General features: G+C 71.4%; 19 protein-coding genes. 12 read left to right on the forward strand and 7 right to left on the reverse strand.

Translation table 11 applies throughout. From position 1 onward, the window contains the following. Position 1 precedes the first annotated feature (1 nt). A complete protein-coding gene (locus tag DEJ18_RS01300) occupies positions 2–805 on the reverse strand; it encodes a TetR family transcriptional regulator C-terminal domain-containing protein (RefSeq protein WP_111211411.1) in 804 nt (267 codons plus the stop codon). Positions 806–965: 160 nt separating this feature from the next. Between DEJ18_RS01300 and DEJ18_RS15895 the strand changes: the two genes are divergently transcribed. Beyond that, positions 966–2624, forward strand: coding sequence for a GrpB family protein (locus DEJ18_RS15895; protein ID WP_181434274.1), 1659 nt, complete (start codon positions 966–968; stop codon positions 2622–2624). Between the two features lie 37 nt (positions 2625–2661). On the opposite strand, the gene DEJ18_RS01315 is transcribed toward DEJ18_RS15895, so the two are convergent. After that, the gene (locus tag DEJ18_RS01315) at positions 2662–2823 is read right to left on the reverse strand and encodes a hypothetical protein (protein WP_181434275.1); all 162 of its coding nucleotides are present in this window, start codon (positions 2821–2823) and stop codon (positions 2662–2664) included. Positions 2824–2959: 136 nt separating this feature from the next. Here DEJ18_RS01315 and DEJ18_RS01320 point away from each other — a divergent pair, with 136 nt between their 5' ends. Continuing rightward, on the forward strand, positions 2960–3808 hold the full coding sequence (locus DEJ18_RS01320) for a class I SAM-dependent methyltransferase (protein ID WP_111211413.1): 849 nt from the start codon (positions 2960–2962) through the stop codon (positions 3806–3808). Between the two features lie 40 nt (positions 3809–3848). Here the strand turns inward: DEJ18_RS01320 and DEJ18_RS01325 are convergent, their stop codons facing one another. Then, on the reverse strand, positions 3849–5201 hold the full coding sequence (locus DEJ18_RS01325; RefSeq protein WP_111211414.1) for an FtsX-like permease family protein: 1353 nt from the start codon (positions 5199–5201) through the stop codon (positions 3849–3851). Positions 5202–5281: 80 nt separating this feature from the next. Next, positions 5282–5710 carry a hypothetical protein gene (locus DEJ18_RS01330; protein ID WP_111082582.1) on the reverse strand — a complete coding sequence of 143 codons (429 nt, stop codon included), beginning with the start codon at positions 5708–5710 and terminating at the stop codon, positions 5282–5284. 237 nt (positions 5711–5947) lie between these two features. On the opposite strand from DEJ18_RS01330, the gene DEJ18_RS01335 reads away from it, so the two are divergent. The 5 genes from DEJ18_RS01335 to DEJ18_RS01355 all read left to right on the forward strand — a co-directional run bounded on the left by DEJ18_RS01335 (position 5948) and on the right by DEJ18_RS01355 (position 10531). Next, entirely contained in the window at positions 5948–7141 is a 1194-nt protein-coding gene (locus DEJ18_RS01335; protein ID WP_111211415.1) for a Gfo/Idh/MocA family protein, read from the forward strand. Between the two features lie 46 nt (positions 7142–7187). After that, a complete protein-coding gene (locus DEJ18_RS01340) occupies positions 7188–7880 on the forward strand; it encodes a ThuA domain-containing protein (RefSeq protein ID WP_111211416.1) in 693 nt (230 codons plus the stop codon). Next, positions 7877–8959, forward strand: coding sequence for a Gfo/Idh/MocA family protein (locus DEJ18_RS01345; RefSeq protein ID WP_111211461.1), 1083 nt, complete (start codon positions 7877–7879; stop codon positions 8957–8959). Before DEJ18_RS01340 ends, DEJ18_RS01345 begins: the two co-directional genes overlap by 4 nt. Before the next feature lie 280 nt (positions 8960–9239). Then, the gene (locus DEJ18_RS01350) at positions 9240–9923 is read left to right on the forward strand and encodes a hypothetical protein (protein ID WP_111211417.1); all 684 of its coding nucleotides are present in this window, start codon (positions 9240–9242) and stop codon (positions 9921–9923) included. A 185-nt stretch (positions 9924–10108) separates the two neighbouring features. After that, a complete protein-coding gene (locus DEJ18_RS01355; protein ID WP_111211418.1) occupies positions 10109–10531 on the forward strand; it encodes a 3-keto-5-aminohexanoate cleavage protein in 423 nt (140 codons plus the stop codon). A 9-nt stretch (positions 10532–10540) separates the two neighbouring features. On the opposite strand, the gene DEJ18_RS01360 is transcribed toward DEJ18_RS01355, so the two are convergent. The 3 genes from DEJ18_RS01360 to DEJ18_RS01370 all read right to left on the reverse strand — a co-directional run bounded on the left by DEJ18_RS01360 (position 10541) and on the right by DEJ18_RS01370 (position 14213). Further along, positions 10541–11608: a hypothetical protein gene (locus DEJ18_RS01360; protein ID WP_146241632.1), complete on the reverse strand. Its 1068-nt coding sequence runs from the start codon at positions 11606–11608 to the stop codon at positions 10541–10543. A gap of 39 nt (positions 11609–11647) precedes the next feature. Further along, on the reverse strand, positions 11648–13537 hold the full coding sequence (locus DEJ18_RS01365) for an ABC transporter ATP-binding protein (RefSeq protein WP_111211420.1): 1890 nt from the start codon (positions 13535–13537) through the stop codon (positions 11648–11650). A gap of 190 nt (positions 13538–13727) precedes the next feature. Further along, positions 13728–14213, reverse strand: coding sequence for a hypothetical protein (locus DEJ18_RS01370; protein ID WP_111211421.1), 486 nt, complete (start codon positions 14211–14213; stop codon positions 13728–13730). 274 nt (positions 14214–14487) lie between these two features. Here DEJ18_RS01370 and DEJ18_RS01375 point away from each other — a divergent pair, with 274 nt between their 5' ends. The 5 genes from DEJ18_RS01375 (at position 14488) to yicI (ending at position 21185) form a co-directional block, all read left to right on the forward strand. Continuing rightward, positions 14488–15495 carry a LacI family DNA-binding transcriptional regulator gene (locus tag DEJ18_RS01375; protein ID WP_111211422.1) on the forward strand — a complete coding sequence of 336 codons (1008 nt, stop codon included), beginning with the start codon at positions 14488–14490 and terminating at the stop codon, positions 15493–15495. A 99-nt stretch (positions 15496–15594) separates the two neighbouring features. Continuing rightward, positions 15595–16899, forward strand: coding sequence for an ABC transporter substrate-binding protein (locus DEJ18_RS01380; RefSeq protein ID WP_111211423.1), 1305 nt, complete (start codon positions 15595–15597; stop codon positions 16897–16899). A 205-nt stretch (positions 16900–17104) separates the two neighbouring features. After that, positions 17105–18007, forward strand: a complete 903-nt coding sequence (locus tag DEJ18_RS01385) for a carbohydrate ABC transporter permease (protein WP_181434279.1) — start codon at positions 17105–17107, stop codon at positions 18005–18007. Continuing rightward, positions 18004–18930: a carbohydrate ABC transporter permease gene (locus DEJ18_RS01390; protein ID WP_111211425.1), complete on the forward strand. Its 927-nt coding sequence runs from the start codon at positions 18004–18006 to the stop codon at positions 18928–18930. The genes DEJ18_RS01385 and DEJ18_RS01390 overlap by 4 nt, the downstream gene beginning before the upstream one ends. After that, on the forward strand, positions 18930–21185 hold the full coding sequence (gene yicI, locus DEJ18_RS01395) for an alpha-xylosidase (RefSeq protein ID WP_111211426.1): 2256 nt from the start codon (positions 18930–18932) through the stop codon (positions 21183–21185). The genes DEJ18_RS01390 and yicI overlap by 1 nt, the downstream gene beginning before the upstream one ends. Positions 21186–21247: the final 62 nt, after the last annotated feature.

Below are 21247 nucleotides of genomic sequence, written 5' to 3' on the forward strand. Positions count from 1 at the left end.
GTCAGAGGTCGTAGACGCCGTCGGCGGCCTCCTGTCGGACGGCCGGCCCGGCCGTCCAGCCACGCCGGAGCAACGACGTCGACTCGCGGAAGGCGGCCAGGACGTCGATGCCGTCCCGCAGCAGGGCCTGCAGCTGCAGCCCCTCGTACAGGGCGAGGAGCTGGACCGCCGCCCGCTTCGGGTCGAGCGCCGCCGGTTCACGCCCCGTCGCCACGTCGTGCTCGAGCAGGCGACGGACCGTGCGGTGGAAGCCCTCGTACTGGTTCCGGTAGAACGGCCCCACCGGGTTCGACACGTCCGTGCCCGCCGTCAACGTGCTGACCAGCAGCCGCATCATCCGGGGGTCGGCGAGGTTCGCCTCGATGAGCCCGCCGAGGAACGCGACCGCGCCGACGTCGACCGCGTCCTCGAGCAGGGGCGCCAAGCGGGTCTCGTGCCAGTGCATCACCGCGACCGCGACCAGGCTCTCCCAGGTCGGGAAGTGCTGCTGCAGCAGGTCCGGGTCGACGTCCGCCGCCGCTGCCACCGCGTCACCGGTGGGCGTCAGGGTGTCGCCGGTGCGGATGAGGTCGATGGCGGCCTCGGCGATGTGCTTGCGTAGGCGCGCGTGCTCGAGGAGTTCGTCGCCGGCCGTGTCGGCGCCGGTCTCGCTGTCGAGTTCCGCCTGGCTGTCGAGCTCGGTCTCAGCCCGGTCGAGCTCGGTCTCGGGCACCGTGTCGGCCCCGACGGTCTCGGTACCGGTACCGGTACCGGTCCCCGTCCCGGTGTCGGTGTCGGTGTCGGCGGAGCGGGCATCGGTGGTCATCGCAGCCTCGGTTCGTCGTTCGGCCCCCGGGGTGGACGGGGCTGTTCACCACCAGTCTGGTGAGTGGACCGGTCTCCGTGCCTGCCCCAGTAGGCGGGGCAGCGACGGCTCGGCGCTGCGGTACCCGGCGGACGAGCGTCCACGCTGCGATACTCGGCGGATGAGCATCGGCGCTGCGGACCGGTCCGGCTCCCGGCCGACCCTCGACGCGATCGCCCGGCAGGCATCGGTCTCCCTCGCCACCGTGTCGAAGGTCCTGAACGGCCGCCCCGGTGTGTCCGACCCCACCCGCGAGCGCGTCGAACACCTGCTCGCCGCCTCCGGCTACGCCCAGCGCGGCCGTCCGCCCGAGCCGGGCTCCCTCGTCGAGCTCGTCGTCGAGGACCTGGCCAGCGAGTGGTCGATCGAGATCGTCCGCGGTGTCGAGCAGGTCGTGCGGGAGCACGGGTACGCGCTGTCCCTCTCCGCACTCGGCCCCGACCACGCCGTCGGTGCTGACTGGATCGCCGGTGTGCTGCACCGACGCCCGGTCGCGGTGGTCCTGCAGTTCTCCGCCCTCACCGCGGGCCGGCGCGACCAGCTCCGCGCACGCGGCATCCCCTTCACCGTCGTCGACCCGGTCGGCGATCCCCCGGCGGACGTCCCGGTGGTCGGTGCGACGAACACCGCCGGGGGAGCCGCCGCGACGCAGCACCTGCTCGACCTCGGGCACCGCAGGATCGCCGCGATCGCCGGGCCCCTCGAGATGCGCTGCGCCGCGGACCGGCTCGCCGGACACCGCGCGGCGCTCGCCGCGGCCGGCCTGGAGGCCCGGACCGGCTCCGCCGGGACGGCCGCGGTGGCGGGTCGGACGGCCGGGCACGTCGTCGTCGCCGACTTCAGCCGCGCGGACGGCGAGCGCGCGGCCCGTGTGCTCCTCGCGACCGAGCCCCGTCCGACCGCGATCGTCACGGGCAACGACCTGCAGGCCCTCGGGGTGCTCGACGCCGCACGGGCGTCCGGTCTCCGGGTGCCCGAGGACCTGTCGGTCGTCGGGTTCGACGACGTGGCACCGGCCCGGTGGGCCCGTCCGGCGTTGACGACGATCCGGCAGCCCCTGCAGGAGATGGCCCAGCGGGCGACGCGGATGGCGCTCCGTCAGCACGCCGGTGGCGGGACCGGACCAGCGGCGGACGACGGGCCGGTCCGGGTCGAACTCGCGACGTCGCTCGTGGTCCGCGACTCCACGGCCGCACCCGGTCCCGGGACGCGGGTCGAGCCTCCCGTCCGGCCGGACGTCACGACGGTCGAGATCGTCGGCGGGCCGGAGGCGCTGCGGGTCGGACTGCACGACCCTGATCCCAGGTGGGCGGAGACGTTCCGGGCACACCGACGACGGATCAGCGCCGCACTCGGGTCGTCCGCCGTGCAGATCGAGCACATCGGGTCGACCTCGGTGCCCGGGCTCGCCGCCAAGCCGATCGTCGACCTGGTCGTCGTCGTGCCCGACGTCACCGACGAGGCCGCGTACCTCGAGCCGCTCCTGGCCACCGGCTACGAGCTCCGGGTGCGTGAACCGGGCCACCGTCTGGTGCGGACCCCGGAACGCGACGTCCACGTGCACGTCTACGAGCGCGGTGCGCCCGCGGTCCACGACTACCTGCTGCTCCGCGACCGTCTCCGCGTCGACGCCGACGACCGGGCACTGTACGAGCGGACGAAGCGGGCGCTCCTCAGCGAGCGGTGGGACGACATGAACGACTACGCGGACGCGAAGACGGACGTGATCCGCGAGGTGATGGCCCGCGCGCGGGCCGCGCGGGCGGCGCAGGTCGTCTGACCGATCGATGCCGCGCTGTCGGTGCGTCGCCCGGTGCTCACAGGTCGGGGAGCCGGCGGCCGTGCGCCGTGTCGTTCCAGGTCGTCCGACCGTGCGCGTCCGTCCACGTGTGGAGCCCGCCGTGGCCCTGCCGGAGCCCGCAGTGCCACCGGTCGAACACGCTCGGGCAGCGGTCGTCGGTCGGGGTCGGGTCGTGCATCGGTGTCCTCCAGTCGTCCGGATCCGTCATCCGGCTCTCTCTCCGAGGTGTTCGGAGGGCGTTCCGTCACGGATGGCGTCCGACCTGGTCCCGAGTCCCGTCGGGAGCGGCCGCCCTGCTCGGTAGGGTCGGGCGCATGAGCATGGACCACGTCGACGTCGACTGGGAGCACGCCCGCGACACGAACCGCGCGAACTGGGACGACCGGGTGCCGATCCACGAGGGCGCCTACGCGCTCGACGCCTTCGCCGACCCGGCCCACCGGTCGGACGTCGTCCGCGAGGACCTGCCGGCGCTCACGCCCTGGCTCCCCGGTCGGTCCCTCGACGGCCTGGACGTCTGCCACCTGCAGTGCCACATCGGCACCGACACCGTCTCGCTCGCGCGGGAAGGAGCGCGGGTGACCGGCATCGACTTCTCGCGCCCGGCGCTCGTGTCGGCAGCGGCACTGGCCGGGCGGTCCGGCGTCGACGTCTCGTGGGTCGAGTCCGACGTCCTCGACGCCCGGGCCGCCGTGACGGGCGACTTCGACGTCGTCTACACGAGCATCGGCACGATCTGCTGGCTGCCGGACCTGGACCGGTGGGCCGCCCAGGTGGCCGCGCTCCTCCGGCCCGGCGGGGTCTTCTTCATCCGCGACGGTCACCCGGCGCTGTACGCCCTGGACGAGGACGCCGACGAGCTCGTCACGCGCCACCGGTACTTCCCGGACGGGACCGCCCAGCAGTGGGAGGACGCGACCACCTACGCCGGCGACGGGACCGTGTCGCAGCCCCGCACGTACGAGTGGCCGCACCCGCTGTCCGAGATCGTGAACGCCCTGCTCGGCGCCGGACTCCGGCTCCGACGACTCGACGAGGGCCGGACGCTCCCGTGGCGCTTCAGCTCCCGCATGGAGGAGACCGGCGACGGGTCGTGGGCGTGGCCCGAGCAGGACCGCGACCGCATCCCGACGACCTACACGATCGTCGCCACCCGCGACTGACGCACCCGCGACCCGAGCGTCGTGGCGGACGGCGCTCCCGCTACTCGCGGAGCGCCGTGACGGGCGTCCCCCGCACCGCCTGGGCCGCGGGCCCGAGGGCGGCGGCCAGACCGGTGCAGACGGCACCGGTGAGCACGACGACGATCAGCCACGCGGGCACCGTCGGCCCGACGAGCACCGCCCCGTTCGTCGCGCCGAGGAGCGTGTAGGCGCCGGCCCACCCGTACGCCGTCCCCAGGACGACCCCGAGCACGACGGCGATCGCGATCGTCATGGCGGTCTCGACGAGGACGAGCGACCGGATCTGCTGCGCGGTGGCGCCGACGACCCGGAGGAGCCCGAGTTCCCTGCTGCGCTGGGCGATCGTCAGCGCGGTCACCGCCACGACCCCGGCGGCCGCGATGACCCCTGCCGCACCGACGAGTCCCGCGAACATGACCGCGAGCTGGTCGAACTGCGCCTGGATGCCGCGGTAGTACACCGGGTCGCCGGCGGCCTGCCGCTGGAGCATGGTCGCGTAGGTGGCGAAGCCGACCGAGAAGGTCGACATGAGGGTCACCGCGATGACGAGGCCGACGGTCGCCCGAGCGGTGCGCTTCGGTGCACGGAGGGAGTTCCGTGCGGCCATCGACGCGATGATGCTCTGCGCGCTCGCCGACGCGACGAGGCGGAGGACGGCCGGCAGGAGTACGGGGGACGCGATGACGACCCCGGTGAACGACAGTGCGCCGCTCGCCACGGCGAGCAGCAGGGCGTTCACGGTCGTGGCGCCGAGGACGAACGCCACGCCGATGCCGGCAGCCCCGGCGAGGAAGAACACGGCCGCGACGGCGTTCCGGGTCGTGGTGCGGGTCGCACCGGGCACCGGTTCGACAGCCGCGTCGAGCGCACGGAGTGGCGGGATCGACAGGACGTCCCGGGAGCCGATGCGGAAGGCGATGGTCGTGATGACCGCGACGAGCACGGCGATCGGACCCGAGGCGGGCGGGAGGAACCAGCCCAGCGGCGGGAGGACCGACGCTGCAGCCGCGATCGCGAGTGCGACGTTCGCGACGACCGTCCCCGCCACCACCCCGATGAGGGAGCCGACGGCCCCGGAGACCAGACCGGCGCTCGTGATCTGGCGACGGAGCTGGGCGCCGGTGGCGCCGAGGACACGCTGCAGCGCCAGGGAGCGGGTCTGACCGGCGATCACCGTCGCGCAGGTGTTCGACGCGACGACGGCGCTGACGTACAGGGCGATCGCGATGAACACCCACGCCACGACGGGCAGGATCATCGCGACCGTCGCGCTCTCGCCGGTGCGCGCTCCCAGTTCGACGATGCGTTGCGCCGCTTCCGAACCGGTCACCATGAGGGCTCCGAGGCCGGCGGACAGGGCGGCGACGGGCACCGTCGAACGGCTCTCGGACAGGGCGCGGGCCCTCGTGCGGAGCCGACGAGGAGCGGGTCGGCCGCGATGACGTGGCACGGTCAGGACGCGCCGTCGCCGGTGTTCGGCGTCCAGGCGACCCACCGGTCCTCCTCGGACGCCAGGGACCAGGCGCCGCACCGGACGACGGTCTTCGCCGCGTACGCGTCGGGAGCCTCGGGGACGGTCATCACCGGTGCGGAGGTCCTCGGCACCGTGTCGCAGCCCTGCGCGCTCACGCCGTCGGCGCTGGTGAACACGACCGTCTCGGGCGCGTCCGCGTCGTCCTTCGCCGCCGTCCCCGTGACGGACGTGATGTCCGTCGCGTCCGCGGGCATCCACGCGGGCGGGGAGGCGAGGTCAGCGCGGCTGTCCGCGTGGCCGCTGACCTGGTTGTGCATGGAGTCGCTCAGGGTGGCGCAGCCGGTCAGGGACAGCGCGCAGAGTGCGAGCGTGCCGAGGGCGAGCGTCGTGGTGGGGGTGTGGGACACGGGGTGCCTTTCGTCGTTGCTCCGATCCCATCGGATCGGGACGGTGGCCCGGATCGGTTCGGAGGAGGACCGTCGTGCTCCTCGGGGATGACATCCACTCATCCGGTCGTCACCGACGGGACCACCTGTCGACCGGGAGGCACCCACGAAAGTTTTCCGATCCTCCCGTCCGGCTTGTCCCGGCCACCCACCGGTCCCTAGCGTCGACGGCGGACGCACGATGCGAGGGAGCATGTGATGACGGAGGACCGGTTGCGGGTCGCGATGGTGGGCCACGGCTTCATGGGAGCCGCGCACTCGCAGGCCTGGCGGGTGGCGCCACGGTTCTTCCCGCTCGACCGTGAGCCCGAGATGACGGTCGTCGTCGGGCGCGACCCGGAGCGCACCGAGGCAGCCCGCGCCCGCTTCGGCTGGCAGCGCGCCGAGACCGACTGGCGCCGGGTCGTCGAGGACCCCGACATCGACGTCGTCGACGTCTGTTCGCCCGGCTCCTCGCACGTCGAGGTCGCGATCGCCGCGCTCGAGGCCGGCAAGCACGTCCTGTGCGAGAAGCCGCTCGCCAACACCGTCGCCGAGGCGGAAGCGATGGTGGCCGCCGCGGAGTCGGCCGCCACACGCGGGATACGGTCGATGGTCGGCTTCAGCTACCGGCGCGTCCCCGCCCTCGCGTTCGCCCGCCAGCTCGTGCAGGCCGGTCGGATCGGCGAGGTCCGCCACGCGCGTGTGCTGTACCTGCAGGACTGGCTCTCCGATGCGGACGGACCCATGACGTGGCGGCTGGACGCTGCGCTCGCCGGGTCCGGATCGCTCGGCGACATCGGCGCGCACGCCGTCGACCTCGTCGAGCACGTCACCGGCGCCACGCTCGGCACCGTGAGCGGCACGCTCGAGACCTTCGTGCACGAGCGGCCGCTGTTGGCCGACGGTGTCGGCCTGTCCGGCACGGCATCGGACGAGCGCGGGCAGGTCACCGTCGACGACGCCGCCTGGTTCCTCGGCCGGCTGACGGGAGGCGCGGCCCGGCCGGGTGGGACCGTCGCCACGTTCGAGGCCACCCGCTACGCGACCGGGCGGAAGAACGGCCTGACGATCGAGATCAGCGGGTCCACGGGCGCGGTCGCCTTCGACCTCGAGGCGATGAACGAACTCCGCGTGTACGACGCCACCGCCCCCGCTGGGGAGCAGGGCTTCCGGCGCGTGCTCGTCACCGAGCCGGAGCACCCGTACATGGCGAACTGGTGGCCGACCGGACACACGATCGGCTACGAGCACACCTTCGTGCACGAGGTCGTCGACTTCGTGACCGCGATCACGACCGGGCAGCAGCCGGAGCCGTCCTTCGCCGTCGGGCTGCACGTGCAGGACGTCCTCGACGCCGTGCAGCGGAGCGCCGCCGACGGCAGCGCCTGGACCTCCGTCACCGCCCGATGACCTGCCCCACCCGATGACCGACCCCTTCCCCTCAGGAGCTGCATCCATGCAACGCCAGGCACTCGTCGTCCGCGGCGGCTGGGACGGGCACATGCCCGTCGAGACCACCGAGCTCTTCATCCCGTTCCTCCGCGACCACGGCTTCGACGTGCGCGTCGAGGAGGGCACCGCCGTCTACGCCGACCAGGCGGTCATGGACGCCACCGACCTGGTCGTGCAGGTGAACACGATGTCGACGATCGCCGACGAGGAGTTCGCCGGTCTGCAGCGGGCGGTGCTCGCCGGCACCGGCATGGCCGGGTGGCACGGCGGCATCGCGGACTCGTACCGCGCCAACGCCGACTACCTCCACATGATCGGCGGCCAGTTCGCCCACCACGCCGGCAAGCACCCGGACGAGCGCGTGGGGGAGCAGTCGGACAACTACATCCCGTACACGGTGCACATGACGGCCCTCGGCCGCGAGCACCCGATCACGCAGGGCATCGGCGACTTCGACCTGGTCAGCGAGCAGTACTGGGTGCTCAGCGACGAGTACGACGACGTCCTCGCCACCACCACCCAAGAGGCACGGAGCTGGGACGCCTGGAACCGCCCGGTGACCTCGCCGGCGATCTGGACGCGGCAGTGGGGGAAGGGGCGGATCTTCGTCTCGGCGCCCGGGCACCGGATCGAGATCGTGGAGTCGCAGCCGGTCCGGACCATCATCGAGCGCGGTCTGCTGTGGGCAGCCCGATGAGCACCGCACCCCTCCGCGTCGGCATGGTCGGAGTCGGCAACATCAGCCGGCAGTACCTCGAGCAGTTCCCGTCGCTGGCGGACCTCCGGCTCACCGCGGTCGCCGACCTCGACACCGCCCGCGCTGCTGCGGTCGCCGCCGAACAGGGCGTGCAGGCGCTCGGGGTCGACGAGCTGCTCGCGTCCGATGACGTCGACGTCGTCCTCAACCTGACGATCCCGGCTGCGCACGCCGACGTGGCGCTCCGGGCGCTCGCCGCCGGCAAGCACGTCTACGGGGAGAAGCCGCTCGCACTGAGCACTGCCGAAGCCGCGCCCGTCCTCGCCGCCGCCGAGGCCGCGGGCCTGCGGGTCGGCAGCGCGCCGGACACCGTGCTCGGCACCGGCATCCAGACCGCCCGTGCCGCGCTCGACGAGGGGCGCATCGGCACACCGGTGGGGGCGGCGGTGTCGTGGAGCGCACCCGGCCACGAGCTCTGGCACCCCGCACCCGGCTTCTACTACCAGCCCGGCGGCGGCCCGCTGCTCGACATGGGCCCGTACTACCTGACGAGCCTCGTCACGTTCTTCGGCTCCGTCGTGCGCGTCAGCGGCACCACGACCCGCTCGACCCGGGAGCGCACGGTCGCCACCGGACCGAACGCCGGCCAGGTCCTGCCGGTCGACGTCGACACCCACGTCGTCGCGGTCCTGGAACACGAGGGCGGGGTCGTCTCCACGATGACGGTGTCGTTCGAGGTCTGGGCGACCGAGGCACCGTTGTTCGAGGTGCACGGCACCGCCGGGTCACTGTCGGTCGCCGACCCGAACCGGTTCTCCGACCCCACCCGCATCGCCACCGCGGAGGACCGCACGTTCCGGGAGCTGCCGGAACTCGCCGGGCACCGGGACGCCGGGCGCGGGGTGGGCCTCGCGGACATGGCGCGAGCGATCCCCTCGGGGGAGCCGCACCGGGCCTCCGGTGCCCTGGCGTTCCACGTGCTCGACGTCATGGAGTCCATCGCGACCGCGGGGCGGACGCATGCCGTCGTCGAGGTCGCGAGTCGCGCCTCCCGGCCGGCACCGGTCCCGCTCACGTAGCTGCGGACGGGCCGCAGCACATCGCGCTCCGCGCCGAGAGACACTCCAGGGAAGCGCTCCGCCGCATGCTGATGCTCGATGCCAAGGGCGACTTCGCCAACCGCCTCCGGCGGGTGCGGGTGTGCAGGAACGAAGAACCCCGGCCGTCACACTTGCGTGCGCTGCGCCGGGGGCTGTGTCGCTAGATTAGGTCGCCGGAGTCCGCTGTGCAACCGGAGAGACCCATACAACGACTGAAGGCCACGGTTCCGGCGCCGAGGTTGGCGCCGTACGAGACTGCATGCCGTGGCGCGGCGTCGACGCCATAGAGCTGTACCGATGGGCGGCGTCAGTCGGGTTGGCGGTGTTCGATGACCTCGGCACACTGGAGGTCGCGATGCGGTCCGCGATGGCTCGGGAACTCGCTGCCGCACACGGTCTGCAGTGGTTCAGCCGCGTCGACATCCTCGATGACGACACACTCAGACTCGTGAAGGATGCGTGGCGGGTGGCTCGACTCGGTCGCCTCACGCAACCCGACGAGGTCGTGCACGGGAAACTCGTGTCGACGCTGATGTTCGGCTTCTGGGTGAAGATCCTGGGACGCGGCACCTGGCAGGGCGAAGGCCCGAATCGGCAGCGCCGGATCTACGACACGACCCTCTGGAAGCCGGCTCTGCGGTACGCGTTCCCGAACGTGAGAGCTCTCGACCGCGCGCTCGTCGAGACAGCGGCACGTCGCGTGCAGGCACTCCGGAACAGGATCGCGCACCACGAGCACATCATCTGGGGCGTCCCGTTGCCGGGGGAGAAGAACGCTGATGGCTCCATCGTGCGTCTTCCGCTCGGCGAAGCGCACGCAGTTCTCCTTGCGTTGGCGGGCTACCTCGACCAGGGCCTCGAGAGTTGGCTGCGCGAACACAGCCGAGTCGGCGAGTTGATGGCCACGTGCCCCGTTCCTGAACACTCGCTGCTCCTCCGCTGATCCGCGGCCTCCTGACCTGGCAGCCGGCCGTCGCAGCACGAGGTCCGTAGGCTCGGCACGGTGATCGAGCTCCAGGTCGCCCGGACCGGCGACGTCACCCACCCCGCGGTGCCGCGGACCCCCGACGAGATCGCGCCGCCTCGCGTCTGCGCCTCGTCGACGGGCGGACGGAGCTGCCGGACCTCGTGGCGGCCAACCAGGGCGAATCGGGCATCGACGACATCAGCGCGCTGCTCGTGACGCGTGGGGTCGGGATCGAGGCGTGCGTCCTGAGCGTCGACGACGTCCGCGCTTTCCTCCGCCGTGGGGGTTGGTCCCGGTTCGCGCGACTCGTCGTCGAACCCCTCGAGCAGGACCCGGCCGACGCGATCGCGCTCTCGACCGAGATGGAGGCCCTGCTGGCCACCGCCGACGTCGGCCTGCCGGAACTGCACCACGGGATCGGGACCGCCTCGTGGACGATCATGCGGCGAGCGGTCGCGCACGGTGACAGCATCCGGACCGGGCTCGAGGACACGACGGTGGCCGAGGACGGGTCCGTCGTCGGGTCGAACGCCGAGCTGGTCAGCGCTGCGGTGTCGATCATGCGGTCCACCGCGCCTCGGTGAGGACGGGCGTCAGCCGCAGACCGCGCCGGTGACTGGGCAGCGGTTGCCATCGAGCTCGTCGGTGTACTCGTCACCGTCGCCGAGCAGGACGTGCCGGTACGCCTGGTCCCCGATCGGTTCCGCTGAGCGCACGGCGTCCTCCAGGACGCTGACGTCCACCTCGGACCGCGCGCTGACCGCGACGAGGGTGTCCCCGACCACCGCCGAGACCTCCTGCCCGTGGGCACTCGTCCGGCGGCCGAACCCGGCGCTGGCCGTGCACGAGGCCTCGACCTCGGATCCGCCGTCGCTGCCGACCCCCTCGACGGAGCGACCGCAGACGGGAGTGTCCGCCGCCATCGTGACGACGGTGAGGTCGTCGCCGCTCGTCTGTCCGGGGGCGTGTCCCTTCGACGCCGGTGACGTGAACACCTGCAGGAACCCGGGGAGGCGCTTCTCGATGTTCGCCTCGTGGATCGAGCCGTAGCCGGAAGGGGCGACGGTGACCGGCCGGAAGTCGGCGCCGATCGCGGTCTGCGCACGCTCGATGGCCTCCTGGTCGCGTTCGACACCGCGCTGGTGGGCCTGCACGCCGATCACGGCGGCGAGCACGACGATCGCGGTCGCCCCCGCCGCCGACGCCACGAGGCCGACGACTCGAGCGCGGCCGGGATGGACGAGGAGCGCGGGGACGGCCGCGAGGACGGCGCCGACGAGGTACAGGAGCGGCGATGGTGTCACGTCGAGTTCGGCGGCGCCGCTCGCGGTGGCACGCCCGACCGCACCGTGGACACCGGGCAGGACGTCGACGACGAGCACCGCGGGCACCACGACGAGCGCGGGCAGGCCCAGCCATGCCGTCCTGGTCCTGCCGGTCACGACGACGGCCACCACGGCGAGGGCGACCCAGGTGGTGGCTGCCGCACCCAGCAGCGCCACGAGGCCGACGATGCCGGTGACGAGGACCAGGACATCGCCGACGTGCGCGACGTGCGCCGCTCCGATCCCGATGACCGCGGCCATCAGGGCATGCAGCCACGGTCGCGCCGACCTCCCGCGACGCCACCACGTGCCCGCACGGGTGGACCCGTCCGACATGTCTTGAGCATGGCAGAGCGGACGGCGGTCAGGAACGGCTCAGTGCGTCTCCTCCGCCGCGACGTCCTTCTGCACGGCGAACTGGGTCCGGTGCAACTCCTCGTACCGCCCGCCGACGGCGAGGAGTTCCTCGTGCGTCCCACGCTCGACGATCGAGCCGTCCTCGACGACGAGGATCATGTCCGCGCTGCGGATGGTGGAGAGACGGTGCGCGATCACCATCGCCGTCCGGCCCTCGAGCGCTTCGCTCAGTGCCGCCTGCACGGCGGCCTCCGACGTCGAGTCCAGCGCCGCCGTCGCCTCGTCGAGGATGACGACGCGCGGCTGCGCGAGCAGGAGCCGCGCGATGGTCATCCGCTGGCGCTCACCGCCGGACAGCCGGTAGCCGCGCTCACCCACCATGGTGTCCAGCTGGTCCGGCAGGGACCGGATGAGCGGTTCGAGCCGCGCACGGCGCACGGCGTCCCACACCTCGTCGTCCGCCGCCTCGGGCCTCGCGAGCCGCAGGTTGGCGCCGATGGTCTCGTGGAAGAGGTGGCCGTCCTGGGTCACCATGCCCATGGTGTGCCGCATGGAGGCGAACGTGACGTCGCGGACGTCCGTCCCCGCGAGGCGCACGGCACCGCTGTCGACGTCGTACAGGCGCGAAAGGAGTTGCGCGATCGTGGACTTACCGGCCCCGGAGGTCCCGACGAGGGCGACGGTCTGCCCCGGTTCGATCCGGAAGGACACGCCGTGCAGCACCTCCTCGCCGCCGCGGGTGTCCAGCGTGGCGACCTCCTCGAGGGAGGCGAGGGACACCTTGTCCGCGGACGGGTAGGCGAAACGGACGTCGTCGAACTCGACGGCCACCGGACCGGCGGGAACGGTGACGGCGTCGGGCTTCTCCTGGATGAGCGGCTCGAGGTCCAGCACCTCGAAGACGCGCTCGAAGCTGACCACCGCGCTCATGATCTCGACCCATGCGTTCGCGAGGCTGGTCAGCGGCACGTAGAGGCGGGTGAGGAGGAGCGCCAGGGTCACCACCGCACCGGTGTCGAGCTGGCCGGCGAGCGCGAGGAAGCCCCCGAGCCCGTACACGAGCGCGAGGGCGAGGGCGGACACGAGCGTCAGCGCGGTGACGAACACGAACTGCAGCATCGCGGTCCGGACCCCGATGTCGCGGACTCGGGCGGCGCGGACGCGGAACTCCTCGGACTCCTCGCCGGGCCGGCCGAACAGCTTGACGAGGGTCGCGCCGGGCGCCGAGAAGCGCTCGGTCATCTGCGTGCTCATGGCGGAGTTGTGGTCGGCGGCCTCGCGGCGCAGTGCGGCCAACCGGCTGCCCATGCGGCGCGCGGGGATCAGGAAGACCGGGAGCATGACCACCGCGAGCACCGTCACGAGCCAGGAGGTGCTGAGCATGACGGACAGGGTGAGGACCAGCGCCACGAGGTTCGTGACGACGCCGGAGAGCGTGCCGCTGAAGGCCTGCTGCGCTCCGATGACGTCGTTGTTGAGGCGGCTGACCAGGGCGCCGGTCCGCGTACGCGTGAAGAACGCGATCGGCATCTTCTGCACGTGGTCGAAGACGGCGGTGCGGAGGTCCAGGATCACGCCTTCGCCGATCCGCGCCGAGTACCAGCGCGTCACGAGTGACACGACGGCGTCGCCCACGGCCACGAGCGCGATGACGACGGCGAGCCAGACGATCGTGGTGACCGCGCCCTGCGCCACGATGACGTCGACCACCCGGCCGGCGAGCACCGGCGTCGCCACCGCGAGCACGGCCCCGACGACGGAGAGGGCGATGAAGACCACCAGCTTCGCCCGGTACGGCACGGCGAACGTCAGGATCCGCCGGACGGATTCACGAGAGAACCCGTGCTTGCCGTCCCGAGCGGTCGAGATCTTGTACAGCGAGCTCCAGGCCGCGCTCTCCATGCTCATTGCAGTTCCTTCCGTGGCGACGGGCCCGACCGCGATGTCGCCGTGCTCGAAACCGCGTCGTTCCCGCAAGGCGACGAGCAAGGGGCAAGGATACGGCCCGATCGACACACCCGGTGCGAGCGGATGCGCGACCCGGCTCCCACGGAGGCGGCGGGCGGCAGACGGACGGGCCGCCGGGACGGTCTGCTCGTCAGCCGCCGGACGCAGCCGAGATGCTGACCGGCGAACCCGCCGCGCTGCAGGCCGCTCCGACGGACTGGATGGCGTCCTGCAACTCCGCGTCGTCCGGATCGAGCGCGAGCGCCGAACCGCTGGCCGGGTGGTCCGTCAGCCACGTCTGCAGCGCGGCGACTGCCGTGCCGACGTCACCGGAAGACGGGAGCCGCTCGTAGACGAAGCGTGCCGCGTCGAGACGAGACCGGTACGCCTCGTCTCCGAGTGCACCGCGCTGGCGGGCGTCGGCGGCGTTGAAGGTTATCGTCTCGACGGCGCTCACCTGCCCGCACACCGCGGCGGCACTGATGTCGGTGTCACCCGGCGGCAGCGCCCGGGGTGTCGCGCTGACGGTCACGGTCCTCGTCGGCGCTGGTTCACCGGCCGTGCACCCGCTGAGCGCCACCGCCCCGATGGTGCTGATCACGAATGCGGTCATGACGTACGTGCGGCGTGCCCCCATGCGGACGATCCTGGCAGGGAGACCCGCGCCGGACCCACGAAGTCGCTCGAGCGATGACGATTCGTGATGTCCGCTTCCGCGTGCCCGCCGGGCGTCCGCCTTCCTCACGGCGTCGATCCCCATGGCGCGCTCCATTTGTCCGTGCGACCAACAAATGAGTTGCGCGAAGCGCTTCGACGCTGTTAGCGTCACCGTCGCGAGCTCGTCGAAGCGCTTCACCGGCCCTTCGCCGGCGACCCGCGAGCGACGATGACCGGCACGAGGAGGTGCGCACATGGTGACGATCCACGAGGTGGCGAAGGCCGCAGGCGTGTCGATCTCGACCGTCTCGTACGCCCTCTCCGGCAAGCGCAGCATCTCCGCCACCACCCGGGCGCGCATCGACCAGGCCGTCGCCGAACTCGACTACCGCCCGAACGCCGGCGCCCGGATGCTCGCCGGCGCCCGCACGAACATCCTCGCCCTGTCCGCCCCGATCCGGGAGGACGCGCACCTGCCGACGCACATGCGCTTCGTCACCGCGGTCGTCGAGGCCGCACGGGCGCACGACGACGACGTGCTCCTGCTCGCCCGCGACGACGAGGTCACCGGCATCCGTCGCGTGGTCGACAGCTCGTTGGTGGACGGGGTCGTCGTGCTCGGGGTGTCCACGGACGACGAGCGGGCCGAGGTCGTGCGCCGTTCGGGTGCCGCAGCGGCGTTCGTCGGCGTCCCGGGTGACACCACGGGCCTGACGTGCATCGACCTGGACTTCGCCGAGGCCGGCCGCACCTCGGTCCGCGAACTCGCCGCCGCCGGGCATCGGAGCATCGGGGTCATCGGCCACCCCGCCACGTACGTGGAGCGGCACACGGGCTTCATCCGCCGGTTCGCCGACGCGTTCGAGGACGAGTGCCGGGCCGCCGGCATCGCCACGCTCGCGCTGTACCCGTCCCTCGACCGTGCCGACCAGCGCGCGGCCGCCGACGAGTTGCTCGCCGGACTGCCGGACATGACGGCACTCGTGTTCCACTGCAACGAGCCCGTCGTCGAGGCCGTCCTCGCCCACCTCGTGTCCCGGGGCGTCCGCGTCCCGGAGGACGTCAGTGTGCTCGCCGCGTGCGCGAGCTACGACACCGACGCGCTCGAGGTCCCCCTGTCCACCATCCCCCTCCCGCTCGAGGAGATGTGCCGCGGCGCCGTGGAGGGCGCCGTCCGTCAGGTCGACGGTGCCCGTGAACCGGGTGTCACCCTCCTCCGACCGCGGTTCATCGACCGCGGGTCCATCCGGCCGGTGCACTGACCGGCCCCGATCGGTCGTCGCCTTCGTCCGCCCATCGTCGAAGCGCTTCGATCGTCACGACCAACCCAGCCCCGAAACCACCTACAAGGAAGTAGCGACATGAAGAAGTCACGCCTGCTCGGCGCACTCGCCGGGCTCGCCGCGACCGCCGTCGTCCTCACCGGCTGCTCGGCCGGCGGGAGCGCCGACGACCGCAGCAACGAGGACGGCAAGACCCTGAAGCTCTGGCACTTCGAGTCCGAGGACTCCGCCATGGGCAAGGCCTGGAAGGAGTCGATCAAGGTCTTCGAGGAGGAGACCGGCGCGAAGGTCGAGTTCCAGGAGAAGAGCTTCGAGCAGATCCGGAAGACGGCCAGCCAGTCGCTCAACTCCGATCAGGCCCCGGACCTCATCGAGTACAACAAGGGCAACGCCACGGCTGGCCTGCTCGCCAGCCAGGGCCTGCTCAGCCCGCTCGACGACGCGGTGGAGAAGTACGGCTGGGACGACAAGCTGGCCAAGTCGCTGCAGACCACGGCCCGGTACGACGAGAAGGGCGTGATGGGCTCCGGCTCCTGGTACGGCGTGCCCGACTACGGCGAGTACGTCGAGTTCTACTACAACAAGGAGCTCTTCGAGAAGTACGGCGTCGAGGTCCCGACGACCGAGGCCGACCTCGAGGACGCGATGGCGACCTTCGAGTCGAAGGGCGTCACGCCGCTCGCCGAGTCGGCAGCGGAGTACCCGCTCGGCCAGCTCTGGTACCAGCTCGCGCTGACCAAGGCCGACCGGAGCTGGGTCGACGACTACCAGCTGTACAAGAACCCGGTCGACTTCTCGGACGAGCAGATCTCGTACGCCACGAAGACGATCCAGGACTGGACCGACAAGGGCTACATCTCGAAGGACGCCACCGGCATGAAGGCCGAGGACGCGGGCACCGCCTTCATCAGCGGCAAGTACCCGATGTTCTTCTCCGGCTCGTGGTGGTACGGCCGCTTCGGCACCGAGATGCAGCAGGACTGGGGCACGTTCCTCTACCCCGGCGCCGAGATGTCGCCCGGCTCGTCGGGCAACCTCTGGGTCGTCCCGACCAAGGCGAAGAACAAGACGCTCGCCGAGGAGTTCATCGACATCACGCTCCGCCCGGAGATGCAGGCGATCATCGGCAACAACGGTGGCGTCCCGGTCGCGGCGACCGAGTCCGACATCACGGACGAGAAGAGCAAGGAACTCATCGCCAACTTCAACACGCTCACCGAGCGTGACGGCCTGGCGTTCTACCCCGACTGGCCCACCTCGACCTTCTACGACCAGCTGAACGCCGGCCTGCAGAGCGTCCTGAACGGCAGCAGCTCGCCGAAACAGGTCAACGAGGAACTCGGCCAGCAGTACGCCGACGGCGTGAAGGCCGTCACCGGCTGACCCTGCTGCGCCGCAGAACGGGTCGCGACGCGACCATCTGCCTGGAGGCGCGGATCACATCCGACGTGATCCGCGCCTCCCGGCCCCCTCACCCCGCAGACCCCCACCTCCCCGGAAGGGAAGCCCGACGATGGCGTCCAGTCCTCCGCTCGCGCCGCTCCGCGGCCGCGTCCCCCGCCCCCGCCGCAGCGACGACGGCGCGATCATGCCCGCCTCCGGCCGCGGCAGCTACTGGTTCTACCTGCTGCCCGGCTTCGTCCTGCTGGCCGCGATCATCCTCGTGCCGCTCGGCTGGAACGTGTACCTGTCGTTCACGAACTACCGCGGGATCCTGCCGCCGCAGTTCACCGGCCTCGACAACTGGCGCCGGCTCATGGCGGACGGCCAGTTCTGGATCTCGTTCCGGAACAGCATCGTGATGATCCTCGCGATGGTGATCGTGCCGACCAGCCTCGGGCTCGTCCTCGCCGCCGCACTGTTCGACGTCATCGGCAAGAAGTTCGGCGGCAAGCTCGCCAGCTTCCTCCGCGCCACGTACTACCTGCCGCAGATCCTGCCGGCCGTCATCGCGGCGATCGTCATCGGGTGGATCCTCCGCCCCGAGAACGGTGCCCTCAACGCGGTCCTCGGCGCGGTCGGGCTCTCCGGACTGCAGCACAACTGGCTCGGCAGCCCGGACACCGCACTGCTCTCCGTCGCGGTCGTCCTCGTCTGGGTGCAGATCGGCTACCCGGTCGTCGTGTTCATGGCGGCACTGCAGCGCGTCGACCCGGAGCTCTACGAAGCAGCCGAGCTCGACGGCGCCAACTGGTTCCAGCGCTTCCGCTCCATCACCGTCCACATCATCCGGCCCGAGATCTTCGTCGTCGTCCTCACCTGCACGATCGCGGCACTCAAGGTGTTCGGTCCCGTCTACGCCCTGACCGGCGGCGGCCCCGGCAACGCCACGATCGTGCCGAGCTACTACTCGTACAGCCAGTTCTTCCAGGCGCAGCAGGTCGGGTACGGCGCGACCATCGCCACCGCGCTGACGGTCGTCATCGTCATCGTCGCCATCGGGTTCATCGCCGCCCAGAACCGGGCCGAACGCAAGGAGGAGGCACGATGACCGTGTCCGCACCCGACACCAGGGCGACCGTCACCGCGGACGCGGGACGGGGCTCCCGGCCGACGACGGCGAAGCCGCGCAAGCGGCCCGGTGAGGGTGGGGTCAAGCGGCCCTCCGACTGGGTCGTCCTCGCCGGTGGGATCGTCATCGCGGTGCTCATCGCGGCGCCGTTCCTGCTCATCCTGCTCAACTCGTTCAAGACGCCCGCGGACTACGCCGCCGGCGGGCCGCTCGCCTGGCCGTCCCAGTTGTCCTTCGACGGCATCACGACGTTCTGGAACCGGGTCGACTTCCCGCTGAAGCTCTGGAACAGCGTGTTCATCAGCGGCATGGTCGCACTGCTCGCGGTGCTCATCTCGATCCTCAACGCGTTCGCGATCGGCATCGGCCGGGTCCGCTACCGCACCTGGATCGTCGTGCTGTTCATGCTCGCGAACATGCTGCCGCAGGAGGTCCTGCTCTACCCGCTCTACATGATGTTCAAGGGCATCGGACTGTACGACAACGTGTGGAGCGTCATCATCGTCTTCACGGTGATCCAGTCCGCGTTCGGCACCTACCTGCTCTCCAGCGTGTACGGCACCTTCCCGAAGGAGATCCTCGAGGCAGCGGCGCTCGACGGCGCGGGCCGCTGGCGGGTGCTCTGGCAGGTCATCGTCCCGATCAGCCGCCCGACCTTGTCGGTCCTGCTCATCTTCTTCTTCATCTGGACGTGGAACGAGTTCCTCATCCCGCTGACCTTCCTGGTCAGCAACGACAACCAGACGGTCCCCGTCGCGATCTCCCTGCTGCAGGGCGACCGGCTCATGGACGTCACGACCACGAGCGCCTCGGCCCTGCTCGGGCTCATCCCGACGCTCGTGTTCTTCCTCATCTTCCAGCGCACGCTCGCGCGCGGCATCACGGCAGGAGCGGTCAAGTAATGAAGTTCACCGACGGGTTCTGGCAGCTCAGGCCCGGAGTCCACCCCGTGTACGCCGCCGAGGCGTACGACATCGACGCACGGCAGTCGCCCGAGGGTGACCGCCTGGTCGTCACGGCGCCGACCAAGGTCATCGCGTCGCGGGGCGACACCCTCAACCGTCCGACCCTCACCGTCGCGCTGTCCAGCCCCATGGAGGGCGTCGTCACCGTCCGCGTCGAGCACCACCGCGGTCGCCGACCCGAGCTGTCGTTCGACCTGGTCGGCCAGGAGGCGGGGCACGGCTCCGTCACGGTCGAGGACGGTGTCGGGATCCTCACTTCGGGCGACCTGTCGGCCGTCGTCACGCCCGGAGCGCCGTGGGACCTCCGGTTCCTGTCCGAGGGGCGGGTCCTGACCGGCTCCGGGCACAAGTCGCTCGGGTACGTCACGCTCGAGCCCGGGGCCGAGGTGTCCCGCGGGGTCGTCGGCAACGCCCGGGTCCAGGGCGCGGACGCCCCCGCGTCGGACACGTTCGTGCACGCGCAGCTCGACCTCGGCGTCGGGGAGCTCGTCTACGGACTCGGGGAGCGCTTCGGGCCGCTCGTGAAGAACGGGCAGACCGTCGACATCTGGAACGCCGACGGCGGCACGTCGAGCGAACAGGCGTACAAGAACGTGCCGTTCTACCTCACGAACCGCGGCTACGGCGTGCTCGTCGACCACCCGGGACACGTGTCCTTCGAGGTCGGGTCCGAGACCGTCGAGCGCGTGCAGTTCTCGGTGCCGGGGGAGTCACTCGTCTTCCACGTCATCGGCGGCGGCACCCCCGCGGGCGTGCTCGAGCGGTACACCGCGCTGACCGGTCGCCCGGCACACGTGCCGGCCTGGTCGTACGGGCTGTGGCTGTCGACCTCGTTCACGACCGACTACGACGAGGCGACCGTGACCTCGTTCGTCGACGAGATGGCCGCCCGCCAGTTGCCCGTGTCGGTGTTCCACTTCGACTGCTTCTGGATGCGCGAGTTCACCTGGTGCGACTTCGAGTGGGACCCCCGGGTGTTCCCGGACCCCACCGGCATGCTCGGGCGCCTGCACGACAAGGACCTGCGGGTCTGCGTCTGGATCAACCCGTACATCGGGCAGGCGTCGAAGTTGTTCGACGAGGCGGCCGATGCCGGGTACCTCGTGATGAACCCCGATGGCACCGTCTGGCAGTGGGACCTGTGGCAGGCCGGCATGGGGCTCGTCGACTTCACCAACCCCGAGGCCACCGCCTGGTACCAGGCGAAGCTCCGGGCGCTCGTCGAGCAGGGTGTCGACTGCTTCAAGACCGACTTCGGCGAGCGCATCCCCCTGGACGTCGTCTACGCCGACGGCAGCGACCCCGAGCGCATGCACAACCTCTACACGCAGCTGTACAACCAGGCCGTGTTCGAGGTGCTCGAGGAGACCCGCGGGAAGGGCGACGCCGTGCTGTTCGCCCGCTCGGCCACGGCCGGGGGGCAGCAGATGCCGGTGCACTGGGGTGGCGACAACACCTCGTCGTTCCCGTCGATGGCCGAGACCCTGCGCGGCGGGCTCTCGCTCGCGCTGTCCGGCTTCGGCTTCTGGTCGCACGACATCGGCGGGTTCGAGGGGATGCCCGACCCGGCCGTCTTCAAGCGCTGGGTGCAGTTCGGGCTGCTGTCGTCGCACAGCCGGTTCCACGGCAGCAGCTCCTACCGGGTGCCGTGGGCGTTCGACGAGGAGGCCGTCGACGTCACGCGGGTCTTCACCGAACTGAAGCTCCGGCTGATGCCGTACCTGTACGCGGCCGGGCTCGAGGCGTCGGCGCGGGGGATCCCCGTCATGCGCCCGATGCCGCTGGCGTTCCCGGACGACCCGACCGCGGCGTACTGCGACCGGCAGTACATGCTCGGCGCGGACCTGCTCGTCGCGCCGGTGTTCAGCGAGACCGGCGACGTCGAGTACTGGATGCCCGCCGGCTCGTGGACGAACTGGTTCACGGGCGAGGTCGTCGCCGGCGGGGTCTGGCGGCGGGAGCGGCACGGCTTCGACACGCTGCCGCTCTGGGTCCGCGAGGGCGCCGTGCTCCCGCTGTCCACGCGGACCGACCGGCCGGACCACGACTACCACGAGGCGCTCGAGTTCCGGGCGTTCCCGGGCTCCGCGGGTGCCGGCGCCCGGCCCGTCGTGGTGACGGCGCCCGACGGCCGTGCTGTGACGTACGAAGTCACCTACGCGGCCGACGGCACCGTCAGCGTCGCCGGCTGACCCGCGGCGAGCCTCGGCTCGGCGGACGTCTCGCGCCTCCGGAGGCGGCAGGATGTCCGCCG

Source organism: Curtobacterium sp. MCSS17_015 (assembly GCF_003234265.2).
Taxonomy (GTDB): domain Bacteria; phylum Actinomycetota; class Actinomycetes; order Actinomycetales; family Microbacteriaceae; genus Curtobacterium.